Origin of the sequence: Planktothrix pseudagardhii (assembly GCF_904830925.1) — a bacterium.
Classification (GTDB): Bacteria; Cyanobacteriota; Cyanobacteriia; order Cyanobacteriales; family Microcoleaceae; genus Planktothrix; species Planktothrix tepida.
Window position 1 is genome coordinate 1,111,715 of record NZ_LR882967.1, and the last position, 24,152, is coordinate 1,135,866.

25 protein-coding genes and 1 pseudogene are annotated in these 24,152 nt (G+C 39.6%); 12 read left to right on the forward strand and 14 right to left on the reverse strand.

What is annotated here, in order from left to right:
* Positions 1-77 precede the first annotated feature (77 nt).
* Both NMK36_RS04760 and NMK36_RS04765 read right to left on the reverse strand, forming a co-directional pair.
* The gene (locus NMK36_RS04760; protein ID WP_254173097.1) at positions 78-1,454 is read right to left on the reverse strand and encodes a response regulator; all 1,377 of its coding nucleotides are present in this window, start codon (positions 1,452-1,454) and stop codon (positions 78-80) included.
* A 184-nt stretch (positions 1,455-1,638) separates the two neighbouring features.
* On the reverse strand, positions 1,639-3,870 hold the full coding sequence (locus NMK36_RS04765) for an ATP-binding protein (protein ID WP_438822814.1): 2,232 nt from the start codon (positions 3,868-3,870) through the stop codon (positions 1,639-1,641).
* Between the two features lie 286 nt (positions 3,871-4,156).
* On the opposite strand from NMK36_RS04765, the gene NMK36_RS04770 reads away from it, so the two are divergent.
* Positions 4,157-4,762: a superoxide dismutase gene (locus tag NMK36_RS04770; RefSeq protein ID WP_072720112.1), complete on the forward strand. Its 606-nt coding sequence runs from the start codon at positions 4,157-4,159 to the stop codon at positions 4,760-4,762.
* A gap of 80 nt (positions 4,763-4,842) precedes the next feature.
* A complete protein-coding gene (locus NMK36_RS04775; RefSeq protein WP_072720111.1) occupies positions 4,843-5,052 on the forward strand; it encodes a hypothetical protein in 210 nt (69 codons plus the stop codon).
* A 401-nt stretch (positions 5,053-5,453) separates the two neighbouring features.
* Here the strand turns inward: NMK36_RS04775 and NMK36_RS04780 are convergent, their stop codons facing one another.
* Both NMK36_RS04780 and NMK36_RS04785 read right to left on the reverse strand, forming a co-directional pair.
* The gene (locus NMK36_RS04780) at positions 5,454-6,149 is read right to left on the reverse strand and encodes a Mo-dependent nitrogenase C-terminal domain-containing protein (RefSeq protein WP_072720110.1); all 696 of its coding nucleotides are present in this window, start codon (positions 6,147-6,149) and stop codon (positions 5,454-5,456) included.
* Positions 6,150-6,362: 213 nt separating this feature from the next.
* Positions 6,363-6,662: a 30S ribosomal protein PSRP-3 gene (locus NMK36_RS04785; RefSeq protein ID WP_072720109.1), complete on the reverse strand. Its 300-nt coding sequence runs from the start codon at positions 6,660-6,662 to the stop codon at positions 6,363-6,365.
* Between the two features lie 157 nt (positions 6,663-6,819).
* Here NMK36_RS04785 and NMK36_RS04790 point away from each other — a divergent pair, with 157 nt between their 5' ends.
* Together NMK36_RS04790 and NMK36_RS04795 are read left to right on the forward strand one after the other, a co-directional pair.
* A complete protein-coding gene (locus NMK36_RS04790) occupies positions 6,820-7,602 on the forward strand; it encodes a TIGR01548 family HAD-type hydrolase (protein ID WP_254175159.1) in 783 nt (260 codons plus the stop codon).
* A 50-nt stretch (positions 7,603-7,652) separates the two neighbouring features.
* Positions 7,653-8,564, forward strand: a complete 912-nt coding sequence (locus NMK36_RS04795; RefSeq protein WP_254173098.1) for an alpha/beta hydrolase — start codon at positions 7,653-7,655, stop codon at positions 8,562-8,564.
* A 22-nt stretch (positions 8,565-8,586) separates the two neighbouring features.
* On the opposite strand, the gene NMK36_RS04800 is transcribed toward NMK36_RS04795, so the two are convergent.
* On the reverse strand, positions 8,587-8,775 hold the full coding sequence (locus NMK36_RS04800) for a hypothetical protein (protein ID WP_254173099.1): 189 nt from the start codon (positions 8,773-8,775) through the stop codon (positions 8,587-8,589).
* Between the two features lie 20 nt (positions 8,776-8,795).
* Here NMK36_RS04800 and NMK36_RS04805 point away from each other — a divergent pair, with 20 nt between their 5' ends.
* The gene (locus NMK36_RS04805; protein WP_254173100.1) at positions 8,796-10,040 is read left to right on the forward strand and encodes a lipid-A-disaccharide synthase; all 1,245 of its coding nucleotides are present in this window, start codon (positions 8,796-8,798) and stop codon (positions 10,038-10,040) included.
* A gap of 199 nt (positions 10,041-10,239) precedes the next feature.
* On the opposite strand, the gene NMK36_RS04810 is transcribed toward NMK36_RS04805, so the two are convergent.
* Complete coding sequence (locus tag NMK36_RS04810; RefSeq protein WP_254173101.1) at positions 10,240-11,208, reverse strand: NB-ARC domain-containing protein; 969 nt, start codon at positions 11,206-11,208, stop codon at positions 10,240-10,242.
* Between the two features lie 8 nt (positions 11,209-11,216).
* On the opposite strand from NMK36_RS04810, the gene NMK36_RS04815 reads away from it, so the two are divergent.
* The 4 genes from NMK36_RS04815 (at position 11,217) to NMK36_RS04830 (ending at position 15,679) form a co-directional block, all read left to right on the forward strand.
* Positions 11,217-11,921 carry a hypothetical protein gene (locus NMK36_RS04815; RefSeq protein WP_254173102.1) on the forward strand — a complete coding sequence of 235 codons (705 nt, stop codon included), beginning with the start codon at positions 11,217-11,219 and terminating at the stop codon, positions 11,919-11,921.
* Positions 11,918-13,480: a WD40 repeat domain-containing protein gene (locus NMK36_RS04820; RefSeq protein WP_254173103.1), complete on the forward strand. Its 1,563-nt coding sequence runs from the start codon at positions 11,918-11,920 to the stop codon at positions 13,478-13,480. Before NMK36_RS04815 ends, NMK36_RS04820 begins: the two co-directional genes overlap by 4 nt.
* A gap of 292 nt (positions 13,481-13,772) precedes the next feature.
* Positions 13,773-15,050: a glycosyltransferase gene (locus tag NMK36_RS04825; RefSeq protein WP_254173104.1), complete on the forward strand. Its 1,278-nt coding sequence runs from the start codon at positions 13,773-13,775 to the stop codon at positions 15,048-15,050.
* Positions 15,051-15,121: 71 nt separating this feature from the next.
* Positions 15,122-15,679, forward strand: coding sequence for a Uma2 family endonuclease (locus tag NMK36_RS04830; RefSeq protein WP_254173105.1), 558 nt, complete (start codon positions 15,122-15,124; stop codon positions 15,677-15,679).
* Positions 15,680-15,698: 19 nt separating this feature from the next.
* Here the strand turns inward: NMK36_RS04830 and NMK36_RS04835 are convergent, their stop codons facing one another.
* A complete protein-coding gene (locus tag NMK36_RS04835; protein WP_072722766.1) occupies positions 15,699-16,628 on the reverse strand; it encodes a 2-hydroxyacid dehydrogenase in 930 nt (309 codons plus the stop codon).
* A 10-nt stretch (positions 16,629-16,638) separates the two neighbouring features.
* On the reverse strand, positions 16,639-17,259 hold the full coding sequence (locus tag NMK36_RS04840; RefSeq protein WP_254173106.1) for a Uma2 family endonuclease: 621 nt from the start codon (positions 17,257-17,259) through the stop codon (positions 16,639-16,641).
* A gap of 114 nt (positions 17,260-17,373) precedes the next feature.
* On the opposite strand from NMK36_RS04840, the gene NMK36_RS04845 reads away from it, so the two are divergent.
* Positions 17,374-17,694, forward strand: a complete 321-nt coding sequence (locus tag NMK36_RS04845; RefSeq protein ID WP_072722768.1) for a hypothetical protein — start codon at positions 17,374-17,376, stop codon at positions 17,692-17,694.
* A 56-nt stretch (positions 17,695-17,750) separates the two neighbouring features.
* Entirely contained in the window at positions 17,751-18,716 is a 966-nt protein-coding gene (locus tag NMK36_RS04850; protein WP_254173107.1) for a DUF362 domain-containing protein, read from the forward strand.
* A 47-nt stretch (positions 18,717-18,763) separates the two neighbouring features.
* Here the strand turns inward: NMK36_RS04850 and mdh are convergent, their stop codons facing one another.
* The 4 genes from mdh to NMK36_RS04870 form a co-directional block, all read right to left on the reverse strand.
* Positions 18,764-19,741, reverse strand: a complete 978-nt coding sequence (mdh, locus tag NMK36_RS04855; protein ID WP_254173108.1) for a malate dehydrogenase — start codon at positions 19,739-19,741, stop codon at positions 18,764-18,766.
* Between the two features lie 120 nt (positions 19,742-19,861).
* Complete coding sequence (locus NMK36_RS04860; RefSeq protein WP_072722771.1) at positions 19,862-20,077, reverse strand: NAD(P)H-quinone oxidoreductase subunit O; 216 nt, start codon at positions 20,075-20,077, stop codon at positions 19,862-19,864.
* Positions 20,078-20,301: 224 nt separating this feature from the next.
* Complete coding sequence (locus tag NMK36_RS04865) at positions 20,302-21,171, reverse strand: DNA-formamidopyrimidine glycosylase (protein WP_072722772.1); 870 nt, start codon at positions 21,169-21,171, stop codon at positions 20,302-20,304.
* Between the two features lie 3 nt (positions 21,172-21,174).
* The gene (locus tag NMK36_RS04870) at positions 21,175-21,492 is read right to left on the reverse strand and encodes a photosystem I reaction center subunit IV (protein ID WP_072722773.1); all 318 of its coding nucleotides are present in this window, start codon (positions 21,490-21,492) and stop codon (positions 21,175-21,177) included.
* 260 nt (positions 21,493-21,752) lie between these two features.
* On the opposite strand from NMK36_RS04870, the pseudogene NMK36_RS04875 reads away from it, so the two are divergent.
* Positions 21,753-22,015 (forward strand): annotated as a pseudogene (locus tag NMK36_RS04875) (zinc ribbon domain-containing protein); the annotation flags it as partial.
* Between the two features lie 11 nt (positions 22,016-22,026).
* Here NMK36_RS04875 and NMK36_RS04880 read toward each other — a convergent pair.
* Positions 22,027-22,755 carry an MORN repeat-containing protein gene (locus NMK36_RS04880; protein WP_072722774.1) on the reverse strand — a complete coding sequence of 243 codons (729 nt, stop codon included), beginning with the start codon at positions 22,753-22,755 and terminating at the stop codon, positions 22,027-22,029.
* Between the two features lie 73 nt (positions 22,756-22,828).
* On the reverse strand, positions 22,829-24,025 hold the full coding sequence (locus NMK36_RS04885) for a hypothetical protein (protein WP_254173109.1): 1,197 nt from the start codon (positions 24,023-24,025) through the stop codon (positions 22,829-22,831).
* Positions 24,026-24,152: the final 127 nt, after the last annotated feature.

Genomic DNA, 24,152 nt, shown 5'->3' on the forward strand with positions numbered 1-24,152 from the left:
AGTGAAAGGGTTTGCTGGATTTAGACGTGTACTAACTGTACTGTGTAGTGCTATGTAATCTTTTTCCCCATCTTGCTTTAACTCGAAACGGTTAACCCTAATTGCTCATGACAACGTTGAATATATAAAGAGGTAATGGTATCGTTGGGGTTATGTTGTAGAACGGTTTGGAAATATCCTAATGCTTCTTCATAGTTTTGGTTTTTCCACGCTTGAATTCCCTGATCAAATTGTGATAAAATTAAAACTTCTGAGGTGGAAAAGGCGGAGGAAAGAGTTCCCAAAAGTTCATAAATTTCAATCGCATTTTGTTTCCCTCTAGGGATAACACAATCAATCCACCGCCAATAAAATAAATCAGGTGTTACAGGGTATTGAGTAACTAAGGAATCCGAAACGGTCTCCACCCAAGTTGTTGCTTTATTCAGGTGTTCTAAAGTCGATTGACTTACAATAATCGTACAACCATAGACTTTCGTGAGTCCTTCCAATCGAGAAGCGGTATTAACAACATCTCCAATCACCGTTGAATCCATTCTCTCTTCTGAACCTAATGTCCCAATCATTCCCTTTCCGGTATGAATTCCAATCCCAATGTTTATCGGATGTTGCCTTTTTTTAAAGTGAGGATGATTAAATTCTTGTAAACTTTTTTTCATCATTAATGCAGCGTTAAGTGCATCCTGGCTTTGTAATTGAGGTCGGTCAAAAACAGCCATGATGGCATCCCCTAAATATTTATCAATAAATCCATGATGGGAGGTAATACAGCCACTCATTTTATTAAAAAAAGCATTTAACCATTCAAAGGTTTCTTGAGGATTTTGGGATTCTGCAATGGCGGTAAAATCTCGAATATCACAAAATAAAATCGTCAATTCTTCTTCGGTAACATTTCCTAAGCGAATCGATTCAACCCCTTCAGGGGCGATGCGGTTTAAAAATTGTTCAGGAACAAATAAACGAAATTTTTCTGATAAATCTTCATTAATTTGCCAAGCTACAGAAAGTTGACGTTTTGTAGTTTCTTGAATCCGCCGCTTCATTAAAGTCTGGTGCGAAGCTTGGCGAATTTCTTGTAACTGAAGCAAATTCGCAACTTTTGCTAACAGTAATCGACTCTTAAACGGTTTAGTAATATAATCATCTGCCATTTGTTCCATTCCTTTCAATTTCGATTCTTCATCATCTAAAGCAGTTAAAAAAATAATCGGAATGGTTTTTAAGAATTCTTGTTGTCGAAAATAATGGCAAACCTCAAATCCGTTCATTTCTGGCATCATCACATCTAACAAAACCAAATCAGGAATACAGGTTTGAGTTAACTGTATGGCTTCTATTCCCGATGTTGCTGACTGGGTTTGATAGCCTGCTGATGCCAGTAAGTTTTCTAATAAACGGAGATTCATCGGTTCGTCATCGACGAGAAGAATACACGGCGATGGGTTGGACATGAGATTAATTTTAATCAAAATTGAACGTTTAAAAAACCAACCTGCTGATAGGTTGCTGCCCCTACTTTTAATATTAGGTTTCCGCAAAACTCAAGAAAAAACTGGTCGCTCTGAACATCACCCTGATGTTATCATTACAACGAATCAGAATCCTGCTTTTCATCCGTCATTGTATAGATTTTGTCTATCCCCTCTTCGATGAAGACCCCAGAAAAGATTTCACCAGAGACAGCATTAAGTCTAAATCTAAAGGTTTACTTAAATAGGCAGATGCACCCGCAGCTAAACAGCGTTCTCGGTCGCCTGCCATTGCCATTGCTGTCAGCGCAATAATCGGAACAGATTGCCACAGAGAATGGTTTTGAAGTTGACGCATCAGTTCTATCCCATCTATCTCTGGTAACTGCACATCCATTAAAATTAAATCGGGTAAGGATTTTTCAGTTACTAGGGGAGAATGAATGGCTTCTAACATAGTTTGACCATCACTAATTAATTCAACTCGATATCCCTCTAACTCTAAAATTTCAGAAACTAATAATTGATTAAAGGGTTGATCTTCCACGACTAAAATTCGAGGAATATTGGGATAATTCAGATTAGAACTATCAGAAGCATCAGATTTTTGATCTTTAGATAAAGCTTGAGGTTGCCGATTCAGACTTAATTCTTCACGCATTTCTGTTAAAGGCAACCACACCCGAAATAAGCTGCCTTGATTCACCGTTGAACGGAAGGAAACCGTGCCGCCATGTAACTCTGCCAGTCGTTTAACTAATGCTAATCCTAATCCGGTTCCTTCATGGCGACGGGTTAAAGAAGAATCTACTTGTTGAAAGGGACGAAACAAAAGATGCCAACGTTCTTCTGGAATCCCAATCCCTGAGTCTTTTACTTCTAAACAAAGATAAGGTGTACTGGAATTTACTGGGGAACAATCCGGTCGATAATCTTGATCAATTTGGCTGCCATAAGCTAAAAATCCACTGAGTTTAATGCTTCCTCCCTCCGGTGTAAATTTCACCGCATTAGACAGTAAATTAATAATAATTTGTCGCACCCGTCGCTCATCTAAAAAGGCTTGATTGAATCGATAATCTAATTCTAAAGACATCGCCAACCGTTTTTTGTCAGCACGAGGCTGCATCATTCTTAAGCCTTCAGTACACAGGCGGTGAACATCGACAATTGTTAAATCAAGTTCGGTTTTTCCGGCTTCAATTTTGGATAAATCCAGAATATCATTAATCAGTTGTAAGAGATGTTGACCACTTTTTTCAATCAGTTGAACGTGATGCAGTTGCCGTTCATTTAAAGTCCCTCCAATCTGGCGTTTAAGTAAGTCGGAAAACCCTAAAATACTATTGAGGGGAGTTCGCAGTTCATGAGACATGGACGCCAAAAACTCGGATTTTAGTTGAGAAGCTCGTTCTAAATCTTCGTTAATTTGACGCAGGCGAGTTTGTGCTTGTGTCCGTTCAATCGCCGCACCCAGCGTCCGACAAGCTGCATCTAACATATCCCGTTGAGGATATTGTTGAAATCGATTTAAGTCCCGTGATTCTAAAGTTAAAACCCCAATAATATTTCCATTAGTCGCCGGGATGGGGAAAATTCCTAACTGACCAATTCCGGGAGAGCGAAATGCAGGAACGGATTTAGGATGTTGAGCATAATTTTGCACAAAAATAGGTTGACCCGTTGCCACCACATCCCATAATAAACCTTGACCATAGGGAATTCCATCCTTTAAGATTTCCTGCATTAAAGCAATGGCAGGTTCTCCATAGGTGGCAATAAATTGACCCGAAATTTGATTCATAATCGTTTCAGCTTGGCGATTTCTTCCCTCTCCATAAATGACTTTCACATCCCCAAAAGCCGCATTGATAACGGAAACTAAATAATTCAAGGCAAACTGAGCCACCTCTTGTAAATTATCAGAATCTTGTAAACGTTCATTTAACCCTAATAAAAATTTTAATCGCTGAACTTCTGTATTTAAGTGGGTTTGAGAATTTCGATAATAAGTTACATCTCGAAACGTGAATAACCGACCGCCCTGGGAAGTTAAGGTACTTTCAACTTCTAAATAAATGCCGTTACTTTGCTGAATACAAAAAGATAAATTAGGAATTTCTGTTTGCTGTAAACAAGCCGTGAGTTGCTGACATTGTTGTTCACTCCAATAGCCCTGAGCAACCACTTCTGAACAAATCCTTTCTAAGGGAGGATGTTGAGTTAAAAAATTGAGAGATAATCCCCAAATTTCAGCTAATTTTTGATTAAATAAAACTAAATGATGCGAAGAATTAAATAAAGCGATCGCATTATCAATCTGGTTCAGAATTAATTCTTGCTCTTCCCGCAACTGGTGGACATCCATTGCCAATGGCGGTTGCTCGCTATTACTCATCTCTTCAATCATGGTGTTTCTGGGGGAAGCCGGACTCAATTAGGTTGGATTAGGGTGGATAAAAATAATGTAACAAATCTTAACGATATTAGAGCCGAGAAGAGCCAAAGCAGATTTGAGTAGTGGCTCAACCATTCACCGTCAATAGCCAACAGTCAACGATAACTCTATTTTCTCAGAAAATCCGAGGCACAATCGCAAAATTTTGTAATTTTTGATATAAAATCAAAACGATGTAAAGATTTGTTTAGAGTTACTGGAACCTACTTAAAGAGGATAGAACACAATGGCTTTTGAACTTCCGCCTTTACCTTATGCTCCTGATGCTTTAGAAGGAAGCAAAATGTCGGCGCAGACCTTTTCCTACCATTATGGTAAACACCATGCAGCTTATGTTACGAATCTAAACAATCTGATCAAAGACACTGACCTGGCGAATAAATCCTTAGAAGAAATTATCAAAGCCACGGCCAATGACCCCGCCAAAGTCGGAATCTTCAACAACGCCGCCCAGGTGTGGAACCATTCTTTCTTCTGGAATTGTATGAAACCCGGTGGGGGGGGTGAACCCACAGGAGATTTAGCCAACAAAATTAATCACGATTTTGGTGGGTTTGACAAATTTGTAACAGAATTCAAAAACGCTGCGGCGACTCAATTTGGGAGTGGTTGGGCTTGGTTAGTGCTGGAAAATGGCAAACTGAAAGTCACCAAAACGGCTAATGCGGCTAACCCAATGGTGGATGGGGCGACTCCGTTATTAACCTTAGATGTTTGGGAACACGCCTATTATCTCGACTTCCAAAACGCTAGACCGGGTTATATTGACAACTTCCTGAGTAGCTTGGTGAATTGGGACTTTGTAGCCAGCAATTTAGCTTCTGCATCATAGAAAAGCTGGGAGTGGGGAAGGGATGATTTTTTCCCTATTCCCGGTTTATAATTTCCGATTAATGGATTAAAATCCGAGTTATGAATAGTCAAGAACTAGCCCGATATATTGAAAGCACGGATAGTATTTCTAAACCTTGGTTATTAGTTCAATTGCGCTTAAAAAAGCTTCAAGAGCGTCGATCTGAAATTTCCCACGAAGAGTATATTCAAGAGTTAGCCCAACTGCATCAAGAGTTAATGAATTTGGGCGAATGGTGGTTAGGAATAGAAGATGAAGTGTTTGGTTAAACTCTATTTTTCGGGTAGGGAATAGGGAACAGGGAACAGGGAACAGGGAACAGGGAATAGTTTGCTGAATGTAGTGGAGGCGCGCCATGTATTGGTCTTTACTTAAGTCATAATGCCCTGAACTAAAGTTCGGGCTAAAAGCTCAAACCCGTTCAAACGGGTTAAGAAAGGCAAGCCTTCAGTCATCTTTAGATGACGTAGAGGGGGTTACATGGCGCGTCTCTACAGCCTGAAATTTATTTCAAGGCTTTTAGCGCATCTCTACTATAGTGCTACGCATTACAGTTAGGACATTTCTAAATACAGCAAAAGGATTCACTGCTTACTGTTCCCTGTTCCCTGTTCCCTGTTCCCTGTTCCCTGTTCAAGTAGTGCTATACAACTTTCCCTTCGGCTATTTCCTAACAATATTTAGAGATATCTTCGTGACATTCATCTGCTAAATAACACAACGCCCGGAAACGTAACCCGACAAATTGTTCATATAAAGGATTCAATTTGCACATCGGGGGAATATGAACAATCTTGCGCCCAAATATGGTGAGATCTCGTTCAAAAGGACACTGAGGCGGAATTAATTTACACACCGCATGGGCAACTTTAGAATCATGAATTTCTAAGTCATCTAACCAATGTTTAACCGGAGAGAGAACATCCAGATGATGATCATCATGGCTATTGTGACTTATGCAAATTTCCCCTAACTCCCCCGATTGAATTTGGGATAAATCTTGTAAGGTTTTGCGTAAGGTATCTAAGGCTTCTATTTTCAGGTTTAACGCTTGACAAAATTGATGGAGTAAATCATCCTCACAAATTGAATAAATCCCATCAGCTAAAGCCACCATTACCGCCGTTCTCAGGAAGTTTTCAGCCAGTTTAGGATGGGTTCCTAAAACAGCCCCTAATTCCTCCGGTGAAATGGGATCTAAACTATCAACATCCGTGACCGCGACTAATTCATCATGGGTTAACGCATCAATTAACTCATGTTCTTCTTCGCCAAAACTTCCATCCGCCCAAGCCAGGGTTAACAGTCCCCGCATCCACGCCAGACTTTGTTCTGTGGTGTATGAAATTCGAGATGTGCTCGTCATAGGTTTTCCTCTTCGCCAAATCTCCTATGGTTCAGTCCCTGTTATTTTCCGTTGGGTTATGCGGAAAAACAAGACTAAGCTTTTTTGCTTATTTCTATGTTAGCTGCAACTCAAAGGAACCCAGCAAATTTTATCCATGCAAAACCAACGCCCAGCAGTCGCTATGGCGTTGGAGACTTCACACAATCAAAAATTAAATCAACGAGAAGGAGATCAGCTACTCCCGGTGAAGATAACTTCAGGAAATTTGCCTTGGGCTTCGCTCATGGGGCGATTTCTGCCCTCTTCTTGCCAATAATTGATCACCTCGGTTGCTTTATTGAGCAACTCAACTTGATCACCTTCAGAAATCCAACGTTTGGATTCCATTTCTGTTTTCAGTTGTTCCCAAGCATCGTTGCGAGGCCAGAAAAAGTAAGAGGTTAAAGGACTTGTGCCTTTACCCACCACTTGATCCACCGCCAGCGCAACATTCTCATCCAGCCAGAGAACTTTTAGTACGAACCTTGACAATTACACCTCCAGGTCTATCCCAGGCTTAATTAAAAATATTACAATCCTCTATAATACCTTATGTTTTTCCAAATCCGCCAATACTTTGATTGAGATTTGCCGGAGTACCCAGTTCGGGTGTAGCCTTGAGCATGACATAAGCTCAACGGACTCAATGATGAAAACCGCTATTGTTGTTTTTGATATTGATGGAGTCATTCGGGATGTGGGAGGTTCCTATCGACGGGCTATTGCTGATACCGTCGAACAGTTTACAAACGGCGCCTATCGTCCGACCCTGACCGATATTGATTATCTCAAAGCTGAGGGAATTTGGAATAATGATTGGGAAGCGTCTCAAGAATTAGTTTATCGTTATTTTGAAGCCCAAGGGAAAACAAGAACTGACATTTCCCTTAATTATCAACAGCTAATCGATTTTTTCCAGTCCCGTTATCGAGGGCTAGACCCCGAAGAATGGACAGGTTATATTTGCTCAGAACCCTTACTTTGTACCCCGAATTATTTTAAAAATTTGACTGAAAATCAGATCCTTTGGGGTTTCTTTAGTGGGGCGATGCGAGATGAAGCTCTCTATGTTTTGCAGGGTAAACTGAATTTAAGTTCTATTGTTTTAAGGGCGATGGAAGATGTTCCGGGGAAACCTGACCCAACAGGATTATTTGAAGTGATTGCAGAATTAGAAACCGAAGAACATCAACAAACTCCCGTTCTTTATGTTGGGGATACCGTAGCAGATTTATACACTGTCACCCAAGCCAAACAACTCCAACCTGAGCGTTTTTGGGTGGGTGTCGGGGTGCTTCCGCCCCATATTCAACAAGCTGATTTAGAACGTCGTCAAGGGTATCAGCAAAACTTAGAAAAGGCGGGAGCAACCATTGTATTAAATCAGTTAGAAGAATTAACTCCAGCAAAAATTAAGGAATTAATTTCTTAATCTAATTTCCCTTTTATTAAAAATTAGCGTCACAATGGGTTTAACGTGCGGTGAAATTTCTGATCAAAAATTGGTTTAATTTCTTCTCTAAAAATCAAGGTTCAAATTCTTCTGCTATTCTGAAAGAGGGTTTTATTGATCCAGTAACAGGGCGGCATAGTTTGGATCGTCTCTATGAACAATTTGCAAAACCCCAAGTTAAAGGACTTTTTGAACCCGATGCTCCGTCTATTTATATTAACCATAAAATCGGACAAAAAGTTTTAGGAGATTATATTATTGATCAAGTATTTGAAGATAAAAAAACCGGATTTTATGCCGAGGGTCGTCTTCCCTTAAAAGCTGATCAACCTCCTGTTTTAGTAATTCGCGGCTATGGGTCATGGTATCCGTTTTATCGCGTTATAGAAGATACGCCCGATGTGTTTATTGCTAGTTGGGAAGGGCAATTAAAATCGGCTGAAAAAAAAGGTGCGATCGCTTGGTTAAAAAATCATACCCAACAAGGACAAAAACCCGATATGATTGGAGAAAGTTTAGGAGGAAAAGTGGCTCAACAAATTGTGATTAAATATTCAGATTATATTCGCTCAACGGTGACTTATAATTCATTAGGAATTTCACCGGAATTAGCAAAAATTGCTGGAATTAATAACATTTTTCACTATTTTACATTAGGAGAACGTTATGCCTTTTGGGCAAATCGAGGCGGTTATCTTCCGGGTTATTGTTTTCAAATTTCTAAACGGGGAAGGAATTGGGTTTATAAACTCGAAAATAAAATAATTTTAAAAGCCAAACTTTCAGATCTTAAAAATCATGTTAAATCTCGTAATCTATCACAACTATTTTGGGTATTTATAGCTCAGATCATCTTGCTTAAAAGACATAATGATATTATATTAAATCGTCATTCTCCTGTTGTTGATATAATCAATTTGGAGCAATTACAAAATATTTGATTTATGGTGATCGCCAGCGTGATTAATCCTCAAACCTAAAGTACACCTGTCTTTTCCTTTCCATTCTCCATTCTCCATTCTCCATTCTCCATTCTCCATTCTCCATTCTCCATTCTCCATTCTCCATTCTCCATTCTCCATTCTCCATTCTCCATTCTCCATTCTCCATTCTCCATTCTCCATTCTCCATTCTCCATTCTCCATTCTCCATTCGTAATTCTCTGCTTTAATATGGAAAATAATATTGATATTTTAATTCTTTCTAATGGCCCTGGTGAAATTACAACTTGGGTGCGTCCCGTTGTTCAAGCCTTACGAGAACAGCTACAAAATCAACCATTTCAAGCCAGAATTTCTTTAATATTATCTCCCTGTCCCAATGCAACTGGAAAAGAGGTTAATATTGCTCGTTCTTACCCAGAAATTGATCGAGTTCAAGGGGCAGAATATTTTTGGCAATTTTTGTTATTTGGAAAAACCGCAGAAAATTGGGACTGGTATCAACAAGGTGTCGTTTTATTTTTAGGAGGAGATCAATTTTTTACCGTAGTTGTTAGTAAACGCTTAGGCTATCGTAGCGTTATTTATGCCGAATGGGAGGCGCGTTGGTGGCGTTATATTAATCGTTTTGGGGTGATGAAATCCGAGATTTTAGAGACTATTCCCCAACCCTATCAAAGTAAATTAGAAGTCATCGGAGATTTAATGGCGGATGTAGCTTTATCGGCTTCTTCCTCTCCTATTTCTTCGGATATAATGATTGGATTATTACCCGGTTCTAAAGCAGCAAAATTAACCCAAGGTATCCCCTTAACCTTAGCCATTGTTGAATATTTACACCAAAAACGACCTAAAACTCGATTTATTATTCCTGTTGCACCTACCTTAGATTTACAAACCTTAGCTCGTTTTGCCGATCCTCAATATAACCCCATTATAGCAAAATTTGGTGGAATTTCAGCACAACTTCATTTAGGAGATCCAGCTTATTTAGAAACTCAAAACGGCATCAAAATAGAACTTTATACATCCTTTCCCGCTTATGATTTACTCTCAAACTGTCAAATTTGTTTAACCACAGTGGGAGCCAATACCGCCGAATTAGGAGCATTAGCTGTTCCCATGATTGTATTATTACCCACTCAACAATTAGATGCCATGCGTTCTTGGGATGGGATACCCGGAATTTTAGCAAATTTACCCGGTTTAGGATCTATTTTTGCTAAAGTTATTAATCAATTCGTGTTAAAACAAGGTAAACTATTTGCATGGCCGAATATTTGGGCAAAACAGGAAATTGTACCCGAATTAGTCGGAGAACTCAAACCCGAAGATATCGCTAATTTAGTCTTAAATTATTTAGACCATCCTGAACAATTAGAAGCCATGGGCCAGCGTTTACGACAAGTTAGAGGGAAACCCGGAGCCGCCCAAAAATTAGCAACTATTATCATTAAATGTTGTGGTTTAGAATAATCAGATGATAATTTTTGTATAGCGCTACGCATTACGGTTAGGACATTTATGAATTCTCAAACCCTTTCACTTCTTACTGTTCCCTGTTCCCTGTTCCCTGTTCCCTCTTCAAGTAGCGCTATAGACAGGATAGGAGATTATATACGTTAGGTTAAAACGATTATAAACTCTGTTTTTAGTTTTAGACAAAAGATCACTTTTATTCTGAAGAAATAGTATGTTTTAAAAAATGTCTTAACAAAGGGTCAAGAGTAAATAATTTTATATTATTTTGTTCAAACTTTTTCAAAAATAACCGCAAATTTAAAGATTGCAAACCTTTCAAAAATTCGGGATAAGATAACTGAATGTTGTGATTGATTGCAGATAAATTTAAAGGTTGATCTTCATGAGCCAATGTATTTATTATTTTCATTTCTAAGGTTGTTAAACGTTCTAGTTGTTGATACAATCGAAATTGCAAGGGTTCACATAAAATCGGTGGGGAACACTGCAAAAATTCAGAGACACATCCCCCAAAAAATTCTTGAATTAAAGCCGCCGTTAACTTTAATCCCAGGGGATGACCTTCGTAGCGTTTAATTAACTCATTCCATTCGGTTTCATCCCTTAATTTTTGATCCCTTAAAATTTGTTTAGATGCTTGTCCTAAACTTCCTAATACTAAAGAAAAAATAGTATCATGTTCTAATTCTAATTCTGCAACCTCTCTGGGTTTTTCTGAACTTAAGAGCATTAAACAACTTTGATGGGAAACCTCAGCAATTTGTTTGAAAAATAAGCGATAATTTTCATAGCCCGCTTGATAACATCCGGCTAATTCTTGAGGTGCAAATAACATCTGAACATCATCCAGAATAATTAAACAGCGATATTGACGGAGATATTTGAAAAGTTGAGTCAATTTAGCATCTAAAGTGGGAGGAATAATGGAAGACTCAGAAAATACTTCTAAACAATGAGTTAAAATCTCTTCTAAACTTGGGCAAAATCGCAAACTGCGATAAATAATCGTGTGAAATTCAGATTTGATGGGTTCAACACAATGTAATGCTAAACTGGTTTTACCGACTCCACTTATTCCTAGAAGTGCGATTAAACGGTAGGATTTTTTAATCATCCATTCTTGTAAACAATTTTCTTCTTCTTGACGACCATAAAACGTCAATATTTCTGGTGCATCTCCCCAATCTACACAAACTCTATCCTGACCCCGTTGTTGCGCTTGAAGATAAATATTCGCTTCAGGAAGTTTTAGATCTTTTATTAAGTATTGATGAGTTTAAAAACTTAGTACAGAATTGTCAGAAAGCAGGAGTTCCTATTCGTTTAATTCCGGTTAGTGCTGTGGGTAAAGGTTTTGCCACACTGCAACCTGACGGAAGTATGTTAAAAACACCAGGAGTTTTACCTAAACCGTTTCAAGTTGAATTACCTTTAGCTTGTGTTTTACCTGATTTAATTCAAGCTGAATATAATAGGCTAGAGAAACAAGAACAGGAGATGAAAGCAGCTAAAACTGAAGTAAAAGCTAACCTCAATTTTTTTGAGCAAGTCGGTCAAATTGTGGGTGAAGGTCTAAAAGTTGTTGCAGAATTTGTACCCGCCGTTGTTGAAACCTTTTTACCTAAAAAATATGAGTTTGCTACAGGTTCTTTGCAGAAAATGATTTATTTTACATCAGAATTAGCTCAATCATCTGCAAACCAAAAACAAGAACTCGCTCAGAGAAGATCTGAAGAACTACGTCAAGAACGCGAACAAACATTGACACAAGTTGCAGATGAACAAACCGCTTTAAAGTATGCCTTAGATTGTTTTTTACTCCTGCAAACTGAACTTTATAAAAATTTCCCTGAATCTAAAATTGAATTACCATGAATTATACACCAGCTTGGTCATTTCTAGTCAGTCGTAATCAATACCTGGATTACAGAACAATTGTTGCTCCTGATTTTATCTGTAATGCGGATGTTTCTATTATTTTGGCAAAAGTGGCAATAGGAGAGGTTTCAAAGCCTGAAACTGCTTATTATCAAGAAATTGATCATCCTTCCGTTGGCAAATTAACCTTAATTTTTCGAGTTATTTTAGCAACAGGTGATAATACAGGTTTGCCTAAAACTGGGGTTTTAACCGATGGTTTTGGTCGAAAAATTCGTTTAATTGAAGGGATTGTTATTAAAGAATTTCAACCTAATTTTAGGTTAAGTCAAACAACGTTAGAGGAGATTCACAAACCTCTGATGGAATGTTATCGTAAATTTTGGGAAATTATCAAGCCTGTTCCTGCTGAACCTTCTGAAGTTTTTAAGTTAACTAACCTTGAACAAAATGAAGGTAGCTTACAATATATTACGCTTAATCGTTATATTGAACAATCTGAACCTTCATCTCAGGGAACTCGCCAAAAATCAACGGTTAGCAAAAAATGGCAAGTAGAACAAATGCTAGAGTGTGATAGTGAAATTTGTTCTATTGTTAGCTTTTCGGATGGAAATCGTATAGCAGTAGGTTGTGATCAAGAAATTATTGTTTATGATTTGTTAAATAAAGGGAAAATTAAGCGATTTTCGGGTTCAAAAATGACACCTGGCTTTAAATTTCCTACACCCATCGCTCTGAGTCCAACAGAAGAATTTATTGTTAGTGCTATGGTTGGAGGGTTAGAAGTAAATCTGATTCAACTCTGGGATATTAAAAACCTAGAAGAAAAAAGTCCAGAAGAAAAAAAACCTAAAACTTTAGCAGAGTATGGAGGAATTTTTGATTTAAAAGACTCATTTTTCAATCGTTTTGGGAGAACAGAAAAAGCTTCAATTCGAGTTAAAGCAGTGGCGTTAACCCCTGATAGCAAATTTGTAATTACTAGCACTATTAATGGCAAGATTAAGCTCTGGGATACTCAAGAAGAAAATTTAGAAATAGTAGAATTTTCTAGCCATTCCAGCCCAATTTCTGCTTTAGCGGTTGATCATAATAACTTTATTTTAGCGAGTGGCGATGTCGATGGTTATATAAAATTATGGAATTTAAGAACTCTGAGTAAAATAGAAATCATGACGCTACAGATTCCAAAACAAGCGATTAATGCATTAGCGTTTAGTCCTGATGGTAAAATGTTAGCGAGTGGGACTGATCAGGGAAAAATTAAACTTTGGGATACTAAAAATTGGGAAGAGTATTCAGTCAATTGGCAGGATTCTGAAGCGATTAATACATTAGCATTTAGTCCTGATAGTTGTTTATTAGCGAGTGGTTCTAACGATCATAAAATTGGACTTTGGGATGTAAAAGATCAACAATCCAAAGAAAAATATTTACTAGAAGCCCATACTGATGCTGTTACCGCAGTTGTATTTACCCCTGATGGTCAAAAGCTAATTAGCGGGGGAAAAGACCGTAAAATTAGAGTTTGGCAACCTGTTAATTTGAGGTAGAGCCTCAAAGTTAGCATTGTAATGCAGAGCATTGGAACAAGGAAAAAGGACTTGTTCTTTTATTCTCGTAACTCTACGATAGTTCGCTTTTGTACCTAGCCAAAAGTATAAGTTATCCCCCCACGCCAGAGTTTGTTTAAAAATAAGTTATCCGTTAGTTGTTTTTAGTCCGTTTATAGTTATAGTGATTAAAAGTCGCTGATTAACACAAGTCATATATTCCCTTTTCCTAACATTTCATCCCCATCATTAAATCCTAAAAATCGTTTAAACTCACACGGAGCCGTTTCTAATGACCCACTTCGGTATTCTCTGTCCAGCCTCTACTGGACATCTCAACACCATGATCCCGTTAGGGTGTGAACTGCTGCGTCGCGGTCATCAAGTGACGGTCTTTAACTTCCTTGATGCTGAAGCTAAAACCTTAGCAAGTGGGTTAGAATTCTACCCCTTAGATCAAGGTAATTCCACTACTAGAGTGATCACAGAAACCCTGACTCAATTAGGAAAACTTAATGGATTAGCGGCTTTTCAATATACGATTAAACTCCTTGCTGAGAGTGCAGATACCGTTCTTAAAGAGGCTCCAACTGCTATTAAAAATGCAGGTGTAGAGGCTCTGCTGGTAGACCAAGTTTCACCAGAAGGAGGAACCGTTGCAGAGTTTCTGAATATTCCTTTTATAACAATTTGTAGTGCGTTGGTATTGAATCGAAATATTAATATTCCACCCGTGATCACCACTTGGCAATATAATCCAACTTGGAAAGGGCGTTTACGCAATCAATTGGGCTATCAGTTAATTACCCAGGCGACTAAACCAATTCGACAAGTCATTGCGGAGTATCGTCAAAAGTGGAATTTACCATTGCATTCTCACCCCAATGATGCTTACTCTAAGCTAGCTCAAATTAGTCAACAACCTGCGGAATTCGAGTTTCCTAGAACCAATTTACCCTCGTATTTTCATTTCACTGGCCCTTATCATAATTCTGCTAGTCGTCAACCTGTTCCTTTTCCCTTTGAACAGTTGAATGGAAAACCGTTAATTTATGCTTCAATGGGAACCATTCAAAATCGCTTATTAGATATTTTTCAACAAATTGCTTCCGCTTGTGAAGGATTAGAGGCTCAATTAGTGATTTCTCTCGGTGGTTCGACGACACCTGAATCGTTACCGAAATTACCTGGAAATCCGATTATTGTTGGCTATGCACCCCAATTAGAACTATTACAAAAAGCAACTTTAACGATTACTCATGCTGGGATGAATACCACCTTAGAATCCTTGAGTAATGGTGTTCCAATGGTAGCAATTCCCATAGCAAATGATCAGCCAGGAGTTGCAGTGCGTATTGCTTATACCGGAGTTGGGGAAATGGTTCCCTTAAAAAAATTAAGTGTTCCTAAATTGCGAACAGCAATTATAAAAGTATTAACAGAAGATTCTTATAAAAAAAGAGCGATCGCCCTCCAAGAAGCAATTGCACGCTCTGGGGGAGTTAAGAAAGCGGCGGATATTATCGAACAGGTTGTATTGACTGGAAAGCCTGTCTTGGCTACAAAATAAATGTTCTGTAATCTTGTTATAATCAATTCAATACCCGAACTCAAGCTAACACCCCTTTGAGCAATCAACTGATGGTAACAATCAAAACTCAACTTACTCTCGATGAATTTCTCACCCTTCCTGAAACCGACTTAAATTATGAATTGATTAATGGAGAAGCAATTCCCAAAATACCACCCAAACGTTTTCATTCTCGAATTAGAGGAACTTTATGTACCCTCTTAACTCAATGGTGTCAAAATCAAGGAGAAATTGGCATAGAATGGGCGGTTATTTTGAAAAAAAATAATCGAGATTGGGTTCCAATTCCTGATTTACTTTATATTTCCTATAGTCGTCTACCTTTAGACCGATTTATTGATGAAGCTTGTCCAGTTCCCCCTGAATTAGTGATAGAAATTATATCGCCGGATCAAACCTTTGGTCAAATGAGTGAAAAAGCCATTGATTATCTTAATGCTGGAGTATTGAGGGTTTGGGTTATTGACCCGAAAGCTAAAATCATTACTATTTTTTATCCCGATGCACCACCTCAAACAAAACGAGATGAGGCAATTTTAACGGATAATTTATTAGAAGGATTGCAATTTACCCCCCAGCAAATTTTTCAACAAGCCGGGATTATTTGAAATCATTGTATCTAGTCAATTAATATCCTCTGGATACATCAACGGTATTATTTAATAATAATCCCCCTTGACTTTTGTTAATCGCGTCAATAATTTGAGGTGCTACACAAGCCGGAATAGTTTTTGCGGCAATATGGGGGGTAATTGTAATGTTTGGATGAGCCCAAAAAGGATGATTTTTCGGTAAGGGTTCAATTTGAAAAACATCCAAACAAGCACCGGAAAGTTGACCGGATTTTAAAGCATTTAATAAATCTTCTTCAACTAAATGTTTCCCCCGTGCTACATTAATTAAATAGGCGCCTTGAGGTAAAGCTGAAAAGGTATTTTGATTTAAAATTCCTTCGGTTTTTGGGGTTAAAGGTAACAAACACACTAATATCTCACATTCACTTAAAAATGACTTAAATTCTTTCTCACCTAAAAAACAATTAATAGTGTCTAAAACTTTAGGGGTTCGACTCCAACCTCTCACCGAAAATCCCATCATCTTGAGTTTTTGAGCAATATCTAAACCCAAAACCCCTAACCCTAAAATTCCAACGGTACAATTAGCTGTATTTCTAGGAGGTAATCCTTGCCATACCCCTTGACTTTGTTGAGTTTTATAAGCTATCAATTGACGATGATACTGTAAAACCGCTAATAAAATATATTCCGACATTTGCGAGGTTAAAGAGTCATCCACTAACCGTACAATTGGAATATCAGGAGGTAAATTCGGATCTCGTAAAATATGATCAACACCTGCACCTGTTGAGATAATGACTTTTAAATTAGGGAATTTTTCAATCACTCCCAATGGGTGCATCCACGCTAAAATTGCATCAATCTCTGCTAAATTTTCAACATCAGGATAAACCTCAATCTTTAACTGCGGTTGATAAGTTTGGAGTGCAGAAACCCAAACTTCAGGGTTTTCAAATTCTCCTAATAATAGTAATGTCATTGCTGATTTCCTAAACCGTCATTAACCATTTCTGAAACTCCCGACGCACGGCAACCCGCCCGGATTTGATATTATTTTTAATAATTTTCGGTAAACCTTCTAGGGCTATTTCAGGAAATACGAAACTGTGAGAAATTTGTTGATATTCTCCCTCGTTTAACTGATAAATTTTCAGTTTATTTTCATCACACCGCCAAACTTCAGGAATCCCTAAACGGGCGTAGAGAGAACGCCTGGAAAGAGATTTATAAGTTAAATCAATTTCCACAACTAAATCAGGCGGAGGATTTTCAGGTAAACTAATCGTCAATAGTTTTTCAACCCTGGGTAAATTTTGGATATAAAAACAACTATCCACTTCTAAACTAATTTTTAAATCGGGTCTTTGCCAAAGGGCGAACCCTAAACCCCGATAATTAATATTGTATAAATCCAATAAAGCAATAATAAATTCTTCTAAAATTTCACGATACTCTTGATGAAGAGGCGAGGGAGTAATCAGTTCCAAACGCCCATTATCATAGGTGAGTAAAGTCTCTCCATTTTTTTGCCGTTTAAAAATAATCGTTTCTAAATCCTGCCAAGGGACATTTTCCAGAAAGATATTACCAGGATGAGGAGATTTAGACATTCTCGCAATCAAAAAAGTGAACAACTATGATTAATATTATTCTATATCGATCTAAGATAAGGTGGGAACGTTCAATTCCTTGGTGAAATTGCCCCATTTAGGAGAAGTTGACCTATGCCCAAAGGGTCTTTTGCAGAATACAATGCGACCACAGCAACGCAAATCACCTTTTATTATGACAACGGCCACGATGAAACCTTTAGCATTCCCATTCCCTCGGCGGAATTAGCCCCCCTACTTTCCCAACTGTTAAATCAAGCTTGGCTAACCTTTCATCTGGTTGATCAAACGGTCATGATTAATATGGCAAAAGTGGAAAAAGTCGAGTTGAAACCCCCGGTTATGGAACTAGAAGGAGAGGGAATTTTCCTGAATTCTCAACGGGTAACCGCCCTACATCGGGGTGCAGTCGGTCGTTTCAAAGTTACTGAATAACTCAACTTGTGCCATCTTACTTAATAGATTAAATCATCCTATAGGATTCCAGATTTATGCCAACTGTGTCTTTAATTCGGGCTAATTCTTATCACCCTCAAGCCCTAGAAACGTCCTTGAAAACATTACTGGAACCTTGGGGCGGCATAACAGCCTTTGTAAAACCGGGTGATCGCGTTCTTCTCAAACCCAATTTATTAACGGGAAGTCGTCCTACAAAAGAATGCGTTACCCGACCGGAATTGGTGGCTGCCGTTGCTAAACTGGTGATTGAGGCGGGAGGAAAACCTTTTTTAGGGGATAGTCCCGCCTTTGGGAGTGCTTTGGGAGTCGCCCGTGCTAATGGTTATTTACCCTTGATTGAATCGTTAAATTTGCCTATTGTAGAATTTCAGGGGAAACGTTATCAAACTGTTAGTGAAGGGTTTGATCATTTACGGTTAAGTAAAGAAGCGATGGAAGCGGATGTGGTGATTAATTTACCCAAACTAAAATCCCACGTTCAACTTACCCTAACCATGGGAGTTAAAAACCTCTTTGGTTGTGTCCCCGGAAAAATGAAAGCTTGGTGGCATTTAGAAGCCGGAAAAGATGTTAATCGGTTTGGGGAAATGTTAGTAGAAACCGCAAGAGCCATTAACCCTAATTTAACGATTTTAGATGCTATTATCGGTCATGAAGGTAATGGCCCCAGTGGAGGTGAACCCCGTGAATTAGGGATTTTAGCCGCTTCTGATCACGTTTTTTCCCTCGATAGAACCCTTGTTGATCTGCTTCAGGTTGATCCGAGCTTGGTTCCTACTGTTGCCGCTTCTCAACGATTGGGATTATGTTCTGAATTAACAGACATTAATTATCCGTTATTAACTCCAAAAGAATTACAAGTTTCCGACTGGAAATTACCCGATGCTTTAGTTCCCATCGATTTTGGTTTACCTCGTGTCTTAAAATCCACTTTCCGACATTTTTATATTCGCTGGATTAAAGAACCGATGGCAACTTATACCCAAAATAGTAATTAGTTATCAAGTATCCGCATCATCAGTTGTCAGTTGTCAGTTGTCAGTTGTCAGTTGTCAGTTAACATTTCCAATGCTTGATTAATTCCTCCTCGAACAGATTCTGCACATTTCATTAAGGCTTCATGTTCGGATTCTGTTAAATCGAGTTCTAAAACTCGTTCAACTCCTCGACATCCTAACCAAGCTGGAACCCCTAGGAAAATATCATTTAAACCGTATTGTCCTTGTAAATAACAACAGGTGGGTAATAGTCTTGATTGTTGACGTAAAATTGATTCAACCATAATTCTCACCGAAGATGCGGGTGCAAAATAAGCTCCTCCCGTTTTTAATAATTCAACAATTTCTCCCCCTCCTTGGCGGGTACGTTCAACAATTTTATTAATCGTTTCTGGCTCGATTAATTCTGTAATGGGAATGCCGTTAACTGTGGTATAACGAGGTAAAGGAACCATTAAATCGCCATGACTTCCTAATACGGTTGCATCAATATTTGACACAGACATTCCTAACTCTATTCCTAAAAAAGCTTCAAATCGTGCGGAATCTAAAACCCCCGCCATCCCCATTACTCGATGGGGTTCAACCTTCGTCACATTCCAGGCAATATAAGTCATAATATCAAGAGGATTCGTGACAATAATTAACACCGCATCAGGGGAATATTGAATAGACTTTTTCGCAGCCTCCGCTACAATTTTGGCATTAATACTAATTAAATCATCTCGACTCATCCCTGGAATTCGAGGTTTTCCAGCCGTAATTACCACAATATCTGAACCCGCCGTATCTTCATAATTGTTAGTCCCTGTAACGTGTCGGTCATGACGTTCAACAGCACCCGCTTGCATTAAATCTAACGCAATTCCCTGGGGAACTCCTTCTAAAACATCTAATAAAACAACATTAGCAATATTTTGTTCAACAATCCGTTGGGCAAGGGTACTGCCTACTTTCCCAGCACCAATAATTGAAACCCGTGTGGAATGACAAGAGGCAGGAAAAAACGGAGTAGATAATAGCATAATCAGATTCTCACAACTTGAAACACGAGAAGGTTAACTACCCGCCACTGAGCGAAGTACCACTACAGTGGGGGCTTGTATCTGAAGTCCACCGCAATTCTGAGAACCGCTATAAGTTAACTATTGCGCTGCTTCCAATTGGTCGAGTCGTAACCAAATATTGGGGGTGGGAACTTGTCCGAATTTAACTAAAGCATAGTCCCCTCGCAGTTCCATGATTTCCCCTTTGGTTTCAAAAATATAAGGAGAAAACCGAGTATCACTGGCTTTTGCCTCTAAGCTGTTTTCTAACTTTTCCCGAACTGCATGAACCAAGTCACCTTTTTTAATCGCCATAGCTCGTTAACTTAAAGTGGTAATAGAATCTTTTTTCAAATTTTATAGCACTACGCGCAAGGGAACAGGGAACAGGGAACAGGGAACAGTAGGGAGTGAAAGGGTTTGCTGGATTTAGAATTGTTCTAAATGTAATTCGTAGGGCTATAAAGGTTTATAGTCTTTATTTTCTATCTCATTCGTAATTCGTAATTCGTAATTCGTAATTCGTAATTCCCTATTCCCTATTCCCTATTCCCTCTCCCTTGACATTGAGGACAGAAATGAGCAGACCGTCCCGCCAGCTTTAAGCGTTCAATGGGGGTTTCACAGATGCGACAGGGTTCCCCAGTTCGGTTGTAAACCCAAGCAGTGCCACCATAGTTGCCATTTATCCCTTGAACGTTGAGGAAGTTGCGAATGGTTGTCCCCCCAGCTTGAATACTTTTTTCTAAGACTTGAATAATATGGCTTCGTAACGCTTCGAGTTGTGGACGAGTTAAAGATGTGCAAGGCGTTGTTGGGGCAATACCGCTTAAAAATAACGCTTCATCTGCATAAATATTTCCCACTCCCGCCACTAATTTTTGATCTAAAAGGGCTGATTTAATGGGCCGTTGACGCTTTTTAAATTGGTCTTGTAAATAGTCAACGGAAAATTCTGCTGCAAACGGTTCTGGGCCTAAATTATTTAATCCCGTAATAATATTAGAAATTTTTTGATCAGGAGGAACCCACCACATTTGACCAAAGGTGCGCTGATCGACAAATCTTAACTCTCGATTTTTAGCAAAAAATAAGCGAATACGAGTGTGTTTTTGTAAGGGATTTTCTTGATCAACCCATAACAATTGTCCTGTCATCCGTAGATGAACCCCTAACCAGCCTCCAGGGGTTTTCTCTGGGTCTAATTTAACTAATTCTGCTAATAAATATTTCCCTCGGCGATGCCACTGAGCGATCGCCATTCCCGTTAAATTCTGCAAAAATTCATCCACAGAAAAAGGGTAGGCGAGGGTGCGATTTAACAACACCTCCCCACCCACAACGGTTTGGTTCAAGGTCACTTGATTAAGACCTTGGCGAACGGTTTCAACTTCCGGTAGTTCCGGCACCGACTAATTTCCTTCGGTTCCTTGGTTCGGATCACCGACACGAGTTGCACTACCACCAGGGACTTTACGATCTTTAGCTTCTACTGGTGTTTGAGAGCCAGTTTTCACTTTTTGACCCGAACCTTTGCCCGGGCCTGCAACTTCCACCACTTCCGACAAAGCAAAGTTGTTGGTATTGACGCTTGCATAGTTCACTTTGTCAAAGCGAACGATAACCGGGTATTTGATACCACTGGAGTCTACAGAAGCCACTGTACCCACTTCTTGATACCAGTAAGACTCTTTGCGTAGGATACGAACTTTAGAACCACGTTGAACCATTGGTTTATCTTCCCCTTTTTAATGAAAAGAACGGATAAAGACGTTTAATGTTCAGGGTACTACTGGATCGGTTGTCTGGGTTCATTTCAGTCTTTAAGTTTTATTGCTAACTGAATTTAACAATCACCGAGGTATATATAACATAGCAATAAAAATGTCAAGTTTTTTTGGGAATTGAGTTACAAAACTTAACATTTTGTCAATGGTAATCGGGAATAAATTCCTGTATAAAATTCCGTTTTCTGATTTCAATTGGGAACTGTTCAAATTGTGGTAAAACCGTAAAAAAATCCCTATCAACGAGAACCCATGTTTGTAGTTGTGGGTTCAGTTGGATCGGGATGAAAATGCTGCGAAAAATATTTTAAGAAGGGGATTAAGTACCGCAGGACATACGGGAACTTTCGGTTTAGAACCGATAAATGCTTTGGGAGAATTGACCTCTACTTTAACCGGAGCAATCCTGTTGGGGCAAGTCGATTCGTTGAACAAAGAATCTCCCGTCACATCGCTTTGCGATTGACGGCGAGAGTGTCAAACCTTTTTGCCGTCTCGAAAAGACCCTGGAAAACGCTTGCCTTTGGCATCAATAATCGTCCCTTGACCATGAGGAACTCCCCCTCGAAATTCTCCTTCGTAGCGAGTGCCATTCGCAAAGGTGCAGTTTCCTTTCCCATCAAGTTCTTGATTAAAAAACTGTCCTTGACAGCGAGTCCCATTAATTCGGGTAAACACCCCTTGACCAAAGGGCGATCCGGCGAAGAATTCCCCTTCATAGCGATCGCCATTGGCATAAATAAATTGACCTCGACCATTAGGTTGACTACTGACCGCACCACTGCCAATTTCTCGCACCAGTTTAAACGTGCCAATATAGCGATCGCCATTGGCAAAAACTACCGTTCCCTGACTGATATTGCCATCTTTAAATACCCCAATCACACGAGCATCATCAGCAAAAATAAACACCCCTTGTCCATTGGGTAAACCATTGCGGAATTGGCCTTCATAGCGATCTCGATTGGCATAAACGTAAATGCCACGTCCTTCCGGTTTACCGTTAACAAACTCTCCCTGATAGTTATCTCCTCCCTCATAATTACACTTGACTCTTCCGGTGGGTAATTGTCCTTCACAAACGGGAGGACGCTTGCCTTGAGCTTGCTGTGCAATCGCAGCCAGTGGATTAGCTATCTCAATTGCAATCGCTAAAGTCGATAAAATTAGTGTTAAAGAACCCAGTTTTCGCATCGAACACAACATGGTTACTCCTACCATGAAAAAATTCTACAATTGATTGAAGTTGACACCTGAATTAAAGTCCTTTTTAACTGGACTAACTCACAGGAGCAGAGGATCGCCGACTAATATTATTAATTTTTTGATCCGCCGGTGGATTCGTAGCTCCTACAGATTTAGCGATCTCAACACCATTTTGCTCAAAAATCACAATGGGTTCACCTCCGGTATCAAACTTGACTCGTTTGACGAGAACTTGACCATTAGACACACGCTGTCCAACGCTTACATAACGACTGGTAGGTTCTGCGGGAGCTTTAAGAATCACTTTCGTTTGATTTCCCACCTGCAATACCCCGGTGACTTCCATCGCCTGTGCTAAGTCTGTAGATGGAGGCGGGGGCACAAAGGGTTGAACGGCAACAGGTTTTGGTGGAGGTGGATTCGGATCACGCCAAGACGGGGGAGCCACTGTATTGGGAAGGGCTGGTAAATCAGGAACTTGGGCAATGGGTAAAGTCGGTAACGTGGGAACGGTTCTCCGAGGTGCAACGGTTCGAGGGGTTGGTGTTGTTCCCCTGGCGTTAGGAGATAAGGGATTACGAGCCGCTCCATTACCCGATGTTGTTCTCTGAGTGGGTGTTGTTCCCCTGGCGTTAGGAGATAAGGATTGAGAGGGATTACGAGCCGCTCCATTGCCCGATGTTGTTCTCTGATTCGGCGGGTTAGACCCTCTATTGGGAGCCATTCCAGATGGGCTAAATCCGGTGTTGGGGGTACGGGTTTGTGGCGAAGGAATGCTCACACTTGCAGTCCTCCAGCGAAGCGGAGGTTCAGCAACGGGTAATTTAGGTAAATCTGGCACAGTACGAGTGCTTTGTTCGGGTGCTTCTGGTGTTTCTCCAGGGTCGGGAGTTTGGGTTACGATTACAGGAGGCAAAACTCCAAAGGGATCATCTACCGCAGCATTAGGAGCCGTTGTTGTGGCGGGTGCTACGGGGGTTCCTGTTGGACGTTTCCCCAGAAGATTTAACCGTTCTTCAGGATTAGTCGATTGAATTAAACCTGCACCCGCAGCGACGTTTGATTGTTCTTTGACTAACGGATCTTTAAACGGAGCAATTTTGCCCGGAGTGGGTGTTGCATTGGGTTGGGGTGAAGCAGTAGCTTCAGGGGAAGCCGCAGGAGAAGTTGTTGGACTGGGTGTAGAGGCTGTTTCTTCAGGTGTTGAACCGCATCCTCCGAGCCCAACTGCAAAAATACCGATGGAGATCAGAAACCAAAGTTGACGCATTGCCAGTCCCCAAAACACAGTTGATATTAATTTAAGGATACCCAATCTTAATCTGGATCAACTTCATATTATCAAATTAACGCTGGAGTAACCAACACCAACGTTTCACTTATCCCCTCTTGCGTCA